Consider the following 11,026-nt stretch of genomic DNA (forward strand, 5'->3'; position numbering starts at 1 on the left):
CCGGTGCCCGTCTCGCGCACCGACGACTCCGGCGGTATGCGAGGTGAAGTGATCGGTTGATCCGCGCCGGCGCCGTACCCGCACGGTCGCGGACGAGTGATCCGGGGCGCCGATTACGCTGGGGCGCGTGGACGATCCTCTGGTGACACGGATGCGCGGGTTCGGCACGACCATCTTCGCCGAGATGTCGGCGCTGGCCCTGCGGACGGGTTCGATCAATCTGGGGCAGGGCTTTCCCGACACCGACGGGCCCGCGGCGATGCTGGAGCGTGCGGTGTCGGCGATCCGCGAGGGCGCGAACCAGTACCCGCCGGGGCCGGGCGTGCCCGAGCTGCGCCAGGCTGTCTGTGAGCACCACAAGGACCACTACGGCCTCTCCTTCGACCCCGACGGCGAGATCCTCGTCACCGTCGGCGCCACCGAGGCCGTCGCGGCGGCGATCCTGGCGCTCTGCGAGCCAGGGGACGAGGTGATCGCGTTCGAACCGTACTACGACTCCTACGCCGCCTCCGTCGCCCTCGCCGGAGCGGTGCTCCGCCCGGTCACCCTGCGCCCCGTCGAGGGCCGCTTCACCTTCGACCCCGCCGAGCTGCGCGCCGCGGTCGGACCGCGCACCCGCGTCGTCCTGGTCAACTCCCCGCACAATCCCACCGGCACGGTCCTCACCCGTGCCGAGCTGGACGAGATCGCCCTGCTCTGCCAGGAGCGCGATCTGATCGCCGTCACCGACGAGGTCTACGAGCACCTCACCTTCGACGGCGTCGAGCACGTCCCGCTGGCCACCCTGCCCGGCATGCGGGAGCGGACCGTGATGATCTCCTCGGCCGGCAAGACCTTCTCGGTCACCGGCTGGAAGACCGGCTGGATCTGCGGCCCGGCCGAGCTCGTCAGGGCCGCGCAGACCGTCAAGCAGTTCCTCACCTTCACCGCCGCCGCGCCCTGGCAGCTCGCCGTCGCCCACGGCCTCCGCCACGAGCTGGACTGGGTCTCCCGTCTCCGGGCCGACCTGGAGTCCAAGCGCGACCGGCTGGCGGCGGGGCTGACCGCGGCGGGCTTCGAGGTCTACCGCCCCGCGGGCACCTATTTCGTGCAGACCGACATCCGCCCCCTCGGCTTCACCGACGGCCTCGCCCTGGCCCGGGAACTGCCGTCCCTGGCGGGCGTGGTCGCCGTCCCCACCCAGGTCTTCTACGCCCGCCCCGAGCGGGGCAGCCACTTCGTCCGCTTCGCCTTCTGCAAGAGGGACGAGGTCATCGATGAGGCGGTGAGCCGCCTGGCCCGGCTCGGCACCCCCTCCTGACGGGTGGGGCGGTTCGACCTGGAGGATGCCGATCGGGCATCCTGGAGGGAGACGCGACTGGCGGCAAGGGGATGGCATCAACCATCGGGGAGCTCGCCGTGGGAGTCGACCGCCTGGGCGCCCACGCCGAGAGGACACGCATGTCCCAGCCCGTTCGAAACGGCTCAGACGGCTCGGAGTCCGAGAGCGCGCCGTCCGCCCGGCTGCTTCCCGGCGGCCCGGTCGCGCACAGCATCCTCGCCGACGTGGCCGCGCGGGCGGCCGCGCTGACCCGCGGGGGCGTCACCCCCAGCCTGGCGACGGTTCTCGTCGGCGACGACGACGCCAGCGCCGGATACATCCGGATCAAGCAGCGGCAGGCCGCCGAGCTCGGGTTCGCCTCGCCGCACGAGCACCTGCCCGCGAGCGCCACCCAGGCGGACCTGCACGCGGTCATCACCGCGTTCAACGACGACCCGGCGGTGCACGGGCTGCTCGTGCAGCACCCCGTCCCCAGGCACCTCGACTACGACCGGGCCCTGCAGGTCATGGATCCCGACAAGGACGTCGACGGCATGCACCCGCTCAACATCGGGCGGCTGGCGCTGGAGCTTCCCGGTCCGCTGCCGTGCACGCCCGCGGGGATCGAGGCGCTGCTCGCCTACTACGACATCCCGGTCGCCGGTCGGGAGGTGGTCATCCTCGGGCGCGGGGCCACGCTCGGGCGGCCGCTGTCGATTCTCCTCGCGCAGAAGCGCCCGACGGCGAACGCCGCCGTCACCGTGGTGCACACCGGGGTGAGCGACTGGCCCCGCTACACGCGCCGCGCCGACATCCTCGTCGCCGCCGCGGGTGTGCCGGGCATCATCCGGCCCGAGCACGTCAAGCCCGGTGCCGTCGTCATCGGCGGCGGCGTGCGCTACGAGGGCAGGCGCCTGCTGCCCGACGTCGACGAGTCCTGCGCCCAGGTGGCCGGGGCCATCACCCCCAGGGTCGGCGGGGTCGGGCCCACCACCGTCGCGATGCTGTTCCGCAACGCGATCATCGCGGCCGAGCGCGCGACGGCCTCCAGCTGAGTTCCCCGGTGGCCTCCCCAGGGGGAGGCCACCGGGTGGCCGCGTCCCGCGAAACGCCGGCCGGTCGTGTCGCCACCCCGAAACCGATCTCTCTGCGTGTACGTTCTGCTGCGGAGAGTGGCCATCGGGGGCGGGGGTCTTCCGAATGGTGCACGTCGCTCTCCAGTCCCGTAACCCGCAGGAAGGAGAGCATCGACGATGCGACGGAGATTCAGGGTGCTGGCGTCGGCGGCGGCGGTCGCGCTCGGTTGCGCGGGGTTCGTCCCCGGTGCGGTGGCCGCCTCGAGTTCGGCGTCCGCCGCCTGGGGGCCCATCCGCAGTCACCAGAACTGGCGCTGCCTGGACGCCGATCTGGGCACCATCGGCCCGAACGGCACCAAGGTGCAGCTGTGGGGATGCAATGGCTGGGACAACCAGTCCTGGAGTTATGACGTGTCCAGCCACACGATCCACAGCAAGGAGAACGGGCGCTGCCTGGACGCGGACCTGGGAACCATCAACGCGAACGGCACCAAGGTGCAGCTCTGGGACTGCAACGGCTGGGCCAACCAGAAGTGGATCTACGACGCGACGAGCCACACGATCTACAGCATGTACAACGGGCGCTGCCTGGACGCCGATCTGGGCACCATCGGCTCGAACGGCACCAAGGTGCAGCTGTGGAACTGCAACGGCTGGGCCAACCAGAAGTGGACGCTCTGACCGCCGTCACTCTCGGGCGGCGGGACCGCATCCTGTCCTCCCGCGCGCCGGAGCCCGGGGCCGGCGGAGAGTGGGCCGGCCCCGGGCGGTGCAGGGGGAGGTTCGCTACCTGCCGACGGTGACCGGCGGGGCGGCCGGATCGGCGGTGGGCGGGGTGGCGGACCGGGCCGAGCGCAGCGGGATCTCCTTGATCATCAGGATGGTCACCGCGGCGAGGGCGGCGATCGGGACGCCGACCAGGAAGACCGCGCTCATCGCCCGGGTGAAGGCCTCCAGGATGATCTCCAGGACCGGTGCGGGGAGCTTGTGGATGGCCTCGGGGGAGCCGAGGCTGGGGGTCGTGCCGCCGCTGAGCGGCAGCTTCGCGGCCTTCGCCAGGGAGATCAGCTCCGCGGTGAGGCGGTTGGCCAGGATCGCGCCGAAGGCGGCGACACCCACCGCGCTGCCCAGGGAGCGGAAGAACGACACGCCGGAGGTCGTCGAGGCGAGGTCCGCCCTGGACACCGCGTTCTGTGCGGCCAGGATCAGGATCTGCATGGTGGCGCCGAGCCCGATGCCGAGCACCGCGTTGTCGATGCCGACGAGCAGCAGCGAGCTGTCGACGTGCAGGCGCGACAGGAGGAACAGGCCGACCCCGACCAGCAGCATGCCCACCGCGGGGAAGATCTTCCATCGGCCGGTTCTGCTGACGAACCTGCCGACCGCGATCGAGGAGACGAGCAGGGCGAGCACCAGGGGAAGGGTCATCAGGCCGGAGCCGGTGGGGCTCATACCCTTGACGATCTGCAGGTACTGGGGCAGGAACATCAGCGCGCCGAACATCGCCGCGCCGACCAGCAGGGAGGCGATGGAGGTGAGCACGAAGGTGTGGTTGCGGAACAGGTGCGGGGGCAGGATCGGGTCGGCCGCCCTGCGCTCGGCGACGACGGCCAGGCCGAACATCACCAGGCTGAGCGCGCCCAGGCCGTAGGTCCATGAGGAGTTCCAGCCGAACTCCTTGCCGCCGAGGGAGAGCAGCAGCATCAGCGCGGTGGTGCCGCCGGTGATGAAGGTCGCACCCCACCAGTCGACCTTGGTGTCGCGGCGGGTGAAGGGCAGCTTCAGCACCTTCTGGATGACGACGAACGCGACCACGGCCAGCGGCACGCAGATCCAGAACGTCCAGCGCCAGGACATGTTGTCCACGATGAACCCGCCGAGCAGCGGGCCGGCCACCGTCGAGACGCCGAAGACCGCGCCGATGTAGCCGGAGTAGCGGCCGCGCTCGCGGGGCTCCACCACGTCGCCGAGGATGATCTGCGGGAGCGCGGCGAGACCACCGGCGCCGATGCCCTGCACCGCTCTGGCGGCGATGAGCTGGCCCATGTCCTGGGAGAACCCGGCGGCGACGGAGGACACCGCGAAGACGACCAGGGCGACCTGGAACATGAGCTTGCGGCCGTAGAGGTCGGAGACCTTGCCCCAGATCGGGGTGGAGGCGGTCATGGTCAGCAGGGTCGCGCTGGCCACCCATGCGAGCTGGTCCTGGCCGCCGAGCGTGCCGACGATCGTCGGCAACGCGGTTCCCACCACGGACGTCGAGATCATCGACGTCAGCATGGCGAGCATCAGTCCGGCCAGAATCTCCAGCACCTGTCTGTGGGTGAAACTCGGTGCGGCCTCGGCCTGGATCTGTTGTTCGGTCGGCATGAACCGTCCCCCAATGCATGTAGAGTACATATTAAGTTAGTAGACGCTTGTTTACTCGTCAAATCTGGAAGGATTGCGTAGGTGGATGAGACACGGCAGCGCGACAGGGAGGGCACCAGGCGGCGCATCCTCGACGCCGCCCGCCGACTGTTCGCCGACCTCGGCTACGACCAGGTGACGATGCGGATGATCGCCGCCGAGGCGGACGCCAACATAGCGCTGATCAACCGTTACTTCGGCAGCAAGCGAGAGCTGTTCGCCGAGGTGCTCGCGATGCAGGGACGTTTCCCCGGCGTCCTGGACTTCCCCGAGGAGGAGCTTCCGCGCCGCCTGGCCGAGTACATCGCCGAGCGGCTCCGCTCAGACCAGGCGAGCCCGGTGATGGCCGCGCTCATCCGGTCGTCCAACTGCCCGGAGATCCACGATCTCATCCGGGACCGGGTCAGTTCGGCGATCCTGGAGCCCCTGTCGGCAAGGCTCTCCGGCCCCGACGCGGCCTTCCGGGCGAGGATCGCCACCGCGCTCATCACCGGGACCGGCACGATGCGCCAGCTCTACGGCCCCGAGTCGAGCGACGTTCCCGACCGTGAGGCGGTGATCGCCCGGCTCACCGCGGTCTTCGAGGCCTGCCTCAGCCAGTGATCATGCGGCATGCCGTGCCGGGGACGTGGTCGACCTGCAGTGTGGTGTGGTCGATGTGGAAGCGCTGGTGCAGCAGCTCGGCCAGCTCGCGGCGGACCTGGTGGCAGTCGCCGCCGGGCATGACGGTCACGTGCGCGGAGAGCGCGGGGAAGCCGCTGGTCACCGTCCACACGTGCAGGTCCTCGACACCCGTCACGCCCGTGTGGGCGATGATCGCGGCGCTCACCTCGGCCGGGTTCACCCCGTCGGGCGCGGCCTCGAACAGGATGCGTCCGGCGTCGCGCAGCAGGCCGTAGGCCGCCTTGGCCATCAGGGCCGCGACGACCAGGGCGGCGATCGCGTCGGCCCGGCCCCAGCCGGTGAGCCAGACGACCGCGCCGGCGATCGCGGTGGCCACGAACGCGTACAGGTCGTTGAGGATGTGCTGGAACGCGCCCTCCACGTTGAGGCTGCTCCGGTCGGCCCTGGCGATGAGCCACGCGGCGACGGCGTTGACCGCGATCCCGGCCAGGGCGGTGCCGAAGACCAGGGCTCCGGCGACCTCGGGCGGCTCGATGAGCCGCCGCACGCTCTCGTAGACGAAGTAGGCGACGAGGGCCACGAACGTCAGCCCGTTGACGGCCGCGGAGAGGATCTCGGCCCGCTTCCAGCCGAAGGTGTAGGCGCCGCGGGCAGGGCGGGCCGCCATCCTCATCGCCACCAGCGCGAGCGCGATGGCGCCGGCGTCGGTGAGCATGTGCCCGGCGTCGGAGATCAGCGCGATGGAGTTGGCGGCGATGCCGATGACGACCTCGACCGCCATGAAGGCGAGCAGCAGGGCGAGCGCCGCTGCGAGGTAGCGGCGGTCGGCGTCGGCGCGGTGCCCGTGGCCATGCCCGTGACCCATCGTAAGATCCATTCTGTCAACACCTGAACACCTGCTCATATATTAAGCAAGGTGAGCCTAACCCGGCAAGACGCAGCTCCGTCCATGCCCCCGCGCGTGCCCCCGTACACGGACTCCTGGGGCGGAAGCGGGGAGGGGGGAAGATACTAACTTTCGGCGTAAAACCGGGTGAGAGCTTGTGCGGCCCAGGCCTGGGACCGGCTGATCTTTCCTCCTATGTTGGGGTCTCTTGCCATCATGGGAGATGACCAGATGTCCTTTGTGCAGTGGGTGCGTGCGCAGGTGGACCGGCACGGGCACGAACGGTCCTACACCTTCGTGGCGGACCACAGGGGCGAGCTCGTCGAGCAGGACCGTCTGACCTTCGCCGACCTGGACGCGCGGGCCAGGTCGATCGGCGCCTGGCTGGCGGGGCGGCGGATGGCGGACCAGACGGCGCTGCTGCTCCACCCGGCCGGTCTGGAGTTCCTGGCGGCATTCCTGGGTTGCCTGTACTCCCGGGTGGTCGCGGTGCCCTCGCCGCTGCCGCAGACCGATCCCCGCGCACTGGAGCGCGCCGAGGGGATCATCAAGGACGCCGACGTGCGGCTGGTGCTCACCGACTCGGCCAATCTGGACATGCTCGATGCCTGGCTGCGCGACGTCGGCCTGGACGGCACCGTCGAGTGCGTGGCCACCGACGCCCTCGACCTCCCCGACCCCGATGACTGGACGATGCCCCGGATGGGGCCCGACACCCTCGCCTACATGCAGTACACCTCCGGTTCCACCAGCGAGCCCAGAGGCGTCATGATCACCCATGCCAACCTGCTCCACAACGAGGGGGAGATCTGGCGGGCGATCGGCTCGCCCAAGGTGGGCGTCGGGGTGGGTTGGCTGCCGCACTACCACGACATGGGCCTGGTCGGCATGCTGCTCCAGCCGATCTACGCGGGCGGCGACCTCTACTTCGCCTCGCCGATCGCCTTCGTCATGCGCCCCGCGCTCTGGCTGGAGATGATCAGCCGATACCGGGCCGGATACACCGTCGCGCCGAACTTCGCCTACGAGTGGTGTGCGGCCCGGGTCACCGACGCCCAGGTGGCCGGGCTCGACCTGGCCGGCCTGCGCTTCGCGCTCAACGGGGCCGAGCCGGTGCGTACCGGCACGCTGCGCGCGATGGTGCGCCGCTTCGGAGCCGCGGGCTTCAGCGAGAAGGCATGGGTCCCGGCGTACGGCATGGCCGAGGCGACCCTGGTGATCACCGCCACCCCGCTGGGGCACGGGCCGACGGTCCGCGGGTTCGACGCCGCGGCGCTGGAGCGGCACGAGGCGGTTCCGGTGGAGAACCCGGGAGAAGGCGTGGAACTGGTCGGTTGCGGGCGGCCGATCAGCATGTCCGTGCACGTCGTCGATCCCGGCACCGGAACCGAGCTGCCGCACGGGCGGGTCGGGGAGCTCTGGGTACGCGGGGAGAGCGTCGCGCGGGGGTACTGGCAGCGTGAGGAGGCGACCCGCGACGCCTTCCGCGGACGCACCGCCACGGGCGAGGGGCCGTTCCTGCGGACCGGGGACCTGGGCTTCCTGCTGGACGGCGAGCTGTACGTCACCGGCCGCATCAAGGACGTCGTCATCGTCAACGGGCGCAACCTCTATCCCCAGGACCTGGAGGAGGCCGCCCGGCAGGTGCACCCGTCGCTGGGGGCCGGGGCGGCCTTCGGGGTACGCGCCGAGGGCGAGCACGTGGTGCTCGTCCAGGAGATTCGCGAGCGGGGCCTCGACGCCCCCGCGGAAGAGCTGGCCCGTGGCGTGCAGGGCGAGCTCGCCCGTTCCTTCGGGCTGCCGTCGATGAGCGTCGTGCTGGTCAGGCGCGGCGGAGTGGGCAAGACCACCAGCGGCAAGATCCAGCGCTCACGCACCCGTGACCTGCTGCTGAACGGATCGCTGCCCGTCGTCCACGCCGAACTCACGGCGGCCGTCGCCGCGCGCGTCCGATCAGAAGGAGTGTGAACATGTCCGCCGACGCCGGGATCGCCGCAGACCTGGACATCATCCGCGGCTGGCTGGGGGCGCGGGTGGCCTCCTACGTCATGCGCTCACCGGAGGAGATCGACCCGCTGGTGCCGGTCGCCCAGTACGGCATGGACTCCGTCTACTCGCTCAGCCTCTGCGGTGACATCGAGGCCGAGTACGGGCTGGAGATCGAGCCGACCATGGCCTGGGAGCACCCGACGGTCGCGGCCATGGCCGACCACCTGCTGGGACGGCTGAGCACGGGCCGATGAACGGGGCGTCGCCGGCCGGGCTGCTGTGCGGGCTGCTGTGCGGGCGGCGCACGAAGTGGGTGGTGCTGCTCGTCTGGCTGGGCATCGTCGTCGTGGCCGCCTCCCTCGCCGGGCGGCTGGAGTCGGTGCAGCAGGACGACATCGCCGGATACCTCCCGGCCGGCGCGGACTCCGCGCAGGCGGTCAGGCGCATCCTCGGCATGCAGGGGGAGAATCTCTCCCCGGCGACGATCGTCTACGAGCGGCGGGGCGGTCTCGGCGAGGCCGACGACGCCGAGATCGCCAGGGACGTCAAGGCGCTGGCCGGGGTCCCCGGGGTGGTGGCCGAGATGCCCACCCCCACCGGCGGCAGGACCTTCGGGCGTGCGGAGTTCGACAGGGAGCTCGCACCGTACCGGGACGCCCGAGGACGGCTGCCCGCGCAACTGCGGATGGTCGAGCAGAAGTTCCGGGCGCCCAGGCTGACCAGGACGATCAAGTTGATCGCCACGCAGCGGTCCGGGGACGGCGAGGCGGTCCAGGTCGTGGTGATCGTCAGGGACCAGGGCGGCAGGGAGACCGCCGAGATCGTCGACCGGATCCGCCACGTCGTGGACGAGGGCCGCCCCGCGGGACTGGCCGCGCACATCACCGGCATGGTCGGATTCCAGGCCGACGCGCTGGCCGTGTTCTCGACGGTGGACAGCGACCTGCTGCTGGCCGCGATGGGCGTGGCCGTGATGGTGCTCCTGATCACCTACCGCAGCGCGGTCCTCTGGCTCTTCCCGCTGGGAACGGTGCTGGTCGGGCTGGCCGTCGCGATGGGGGTGAACTACCTGCTCGCCGCCACGGGCGCGATCACGGTCAGCAGCGTGGCGGTCTCGCTGCTCATGGTCCTGGTGATCGGCGCGGGCACCGACTACGCGCTGCTGGTCATCGCCCGCTACCGCGAGGAGCTGCGCAGGCACGCCGACCGGCACGAGGCGATGGCGGTCGCGCTGCGCAGGGCCGGGCCCGCGGTGGTGGCGAGCGCGGCGACGGTGGTCGCCGCGCTGCTCTGCCTGGTGGTGGCCGAGCTCAACTCCACCAGGGGACTCGGGCCGGTCTCCGCGGTCGGGGTGACCAGCGCGATGCTCGCCATGATGACCCTGCTTCCCGCGGTCATGGTCGTCTTCGGGCGCTGGATCTTCTGGCCGCTCGTCCCGCACCACGACCCGGACGCCGAGGAGCACCCCGCCGACCACGGCAGATGGGGCGCCCTGGGCAGGAGGATCCAGGTGAACCCCCGTCTGGTGTGGGTCGTCACGGTCATCGGGCTCTGCCTGTGCGCGTCCGGGCTGGCCTCCTACCGGGCGGGCGGGCTGGGCAACGCCGACGTCTTTCTCTCCAGGCCGGACTCGGTGGTCGGGCAGGAGGTCGCCGAGCGGCACTTCCCCTCGGGCGAGGCCGACCCGGTCCAGGTGGTAACCACCGAGCAGTACGTCAGGGACGTGGTCGTGGACACCGCGCAGCGGCCCGAGGTCACCGCGATCTCGCTGGGCGCCGCGGGCAACGGCGACATCCTGCTCAACGTGACGGTACGCGGAGGCGACGGCGAGGAGGCCGAGCAGCACGAGGTGCTCGCCCTGCGCGACCGGCTGCGGGCGGTCGCCGCCCCGGACGTCAACGTGGGCGGCAACGTGGCGCTCATCGCCGACCTGGAGCGCGGCGCGCAGCGGGATCGGGTGGTGATCATCCCGCTGGTGCTGCTCGTGGTCTTCGCGGTGCTCGCGGTACTGCTGCGCTCGCTCATCGCGCCCATGCTGCTGCTGGCCACCGTGGTGCTGTCGTTCCTGGCCACGCTGGGAATCAGCTCGCTGGCGTTCGCGCACCTTTTCGGCTTCGCCGGGGTGGACCAGGGGTTCGTCCTGCTGCTCTTCGTCCTGCTGGTGGCGCTGGGCGTCGACTACAACATCTTCCTCATGCACCGGGTTCGGGAGGAGGCGCACCGCTACAGCACGGCGCACAGCGCGATCCTCGGTCTGGGCGCGACCGGCGGTGTGATCACCTCGGCGGGAGTCGTGCTCGCCGGCACCTTCGCGGTGCTGGTGGTGCTTCCACTGACGCAGACGGTCCAGATCGCCTTCGCGGTGGCCGTGGGGGTGCTGCTCGACACGATGATCGTCCGTTCCGTACTGGTGACCGCGCTCACCCTGGACGTCGGCGACGTCGTCTGGTGGCCGAGCCACCTGGCCAGGGGCACACGCTGGTGGCACCGCGGACCGCGCCCCTACCGGCCCCCTGCCTCGGCGATCAGGCCGCGGGTCATGCTCAGGCCCCGGCGGCTCGTGCGCCCCCGCGTGGTGCTCGGATCCGGCAAGGTCGCTTTGAGAAAGAGCGAAAAAACGGGAGGCGAGTTTAGCGGTAAATGATAAAAGGCATTATTGCGAGGCAGATCACACCTGTGATTTACTTGCCGGTAATAAACGTGGGGGTGGATCGCCGCACACAATGCGTTTCTGCCCCTTCG

General features: G+C 70.7%; 9 protein-coding genes and 1 riboswitch. Of the genes, 7 read left to right on the forward strand and 2 right to left on the reverse strand.

All coding sequences use genetic code 11. The annotated features are described in order from the left end of the window. Positions 1-127: 127 nt before the first annotated feature. The 3 genes from ABT130_RS04090 (at position 128) to ABT130_RS04100 (ending at position 3,057) form a co-directional block, all read left to right on the forward strand. Positions 128-1,300, forward strand: a complete 1,173-nt coding sequence (locus ABT130_RS04090) for a pyridoxal phosphate-dependent aminotransferase (protein ID WP_350952671.1) — start codon at positions 128-130, stop codon at positions 1,298-1,300. 43 nt (positions 1,301-1,343) lie between these two features. Next, a riboswitch (ZMP/ZTP riboswitch) is annotated at positions 1,344-1,426 on the forward strand. A 14-nt stretch (positions 1,427-1,440) separates the two neighbouring features. After that, a complete protein-coding gene (locus ABT130_RS04095; protein WP_350952816.1) occupies positions 1,441-2,355 on the forward strand; it encodes a bifunctional 5,10-methylenetetrahydrofolate dehydrogenase/5,10-methenyltetrahydrofolate cyclohydrolase in 915 nt (304 codons plus the stop codon). A 198-nt stretch (positions 2,356-2,553) separates the two neighbouring features. Then, positions 2,554-3,057, forward strand: coding sequence for a ricin-type beta-trefoil lectin domain protein (locus ABT130_RS04100; RefSeq protein ID WP_350952672.1), 504 nt, complete (start codon positions 2,554-2,556; stop codon positions 3,055-3,057). Positions 3,058-3,162: 105 nt separating this feature from the next. On the opposite strand, the gene ABT130_RS04105 is transcribed toward ABT130_RS04100, so the two are convergent. Continuing rightward, positions 3,163-4,746, reverse strand: a complete 1,584-nt coding sequence (locus tag ABT130_RS04105; protein WP_350952674.1) for an MDR family MFS transporter — start codon at positions 4,744-4,746, stop codon at positions 3,163-3,165. An 81-nt stretch (positions 4,747-4,827) separates the two neighbouring features. Between ABT130_RS04105 and ABT130_RS04110 the strand changes: the two genes are divergently transcribed. Continuing rightward, complete coding sequence (locus ABT130_RS04110; RefSeq protein WP_350952676.1) at positions 4,828-5,388, forward strand: TetR/AcrR family transcriptional regulator; 561 nt, start codon at positions 4,828-4,830, stop codon at positions 5,386-5,388. On the opposite strand, the gene ABT130_RS04115 is transcribed toward ABT130_RS04110, so the two are convergent. Next, positions 5,378-6,274: a cation diffusion facilitator family transporter gene (locus ABT130_RS04115; protein WP_350952678.1), complete on the reverse strand. Its 897-nt coding sequence runs from the start codon at positions 6,272-6,274 to the stop codon at positions 5,378-5,380. The two genes, ABT130_RS04110 and ABT130_RS04115, sit on opposite strands and share 11 nt — an antisense overlap. Positions 6,275-6,526: 252 nt before the next feature. On the opposite strand from ABT130_RS04115, the gene ABT130_RS04120 reads away from it, so the two are divergent. From ABT130_RS04120 to ABT130_RS04130, 3 genes are read left to right on the forward strand one after another with little or no spacing between them, the layout of a single operon-like run. Continuing rightward, positions 6,527-8,263 (forward strand): fatty acyl-AMP ligase, encoded by a 1,737-nt coding sequence (locus ABT130_RS04120; protein ID WP_350952680.1) that lies wholly within the window; start codon positions 6,527-6,529, stop codon positions 8,261-8,263. 2 nt (positions 8,264-8,265) lie between these two features. After that, positions 8,266-8,538: an acyl carrier protein gene (locus ABT130_RS04125; RefSeq protein WP_030923661.1), complete on the forward strand. Its 273-nt coding sequence runs from the start codon at positions 8,266-8,268 to the stop codon at positions 8,536-8,538. Next, a complete protein-coding gene (locus ABT130_RS04130; RefSeq protein ID WP_350952682.1) occupies positions 8,535-10,928 on the forward strand; it encodes an MMPL family transporter in 2,394 nt (797 codons plus the stop codon). Before ABT130_RS04125 ends, ABT130_RS04130 begins: the two co-directional genes overlap by 4 nt. Positions 10,929-11,026 lie beyond the last annotated feature (98 nt).

This window comes from Streptosporangium sp. NPDC001681, assembly GCF_040298085.1.
Taxonomy (GTDB): Bacteria; Actinomycetota; Actinomycetes; order Streptosporangiales; family Streptosporangiaceae; genus Streptosporangium.

What these genes read in the sequence shown, in the direction of transcription:
- ABT130_RS04095 (WP_350952816.1), top strand. Translation starts at nt 1,441, where the DNA reads ATGTCCCAGCCCGTTCGAAACGGCTCAGACGGCTCGGAGTCCGAGAGC.
- ABT130_RS04100 (WP_350952672.1), top strand. Translation starts at nt 2,554, where the DNA reads ATGCGACGGAGATTCAGGGTGCTGGCGTCGGCGGCGGCGGTCGCGCTC.
- ABT130_RS04105 (WP_350952674.1), bottom strand. Translation starts at nt 4,746, where the DNA reads ATGCCGACCGAACAACAGATCCAGGCCGAGGCCGCACCGAGTTTCACC.
- ABT130_RS04115 (WP_350952678.1), bottom strand. Translation starts at nt 6,274, where the DNA reads ATGGGTCACGGGCATGGCCACGGGCACCGCGCCGACGCCGACCGCCGC.
- ABT130_RS04120 (WP_350952680.1), top strand. Translation starts at nt 6,527, where the DNA reads ATGTCCTTTGTGCAGTGGGTGCGTGCGCAGGTGGACCGGCACGGGCAC.
- ABT130_RS04125 (WP_030923661.1), top strand. Translation starts at nt 8,266, where the DNA reads ATGTCCGCCGACGCCGGGATCGCCGCAGACCTGGACATCATCCGCGGC.
- ABT130_RS04130 (WP_350952682.1), top strand. Translation starts at nt 8,535, where the DNA reads ATGAACGGGGCGTCGCCGGCCGGGCTGCTGTGCGGGCTGCTGTGCGGG.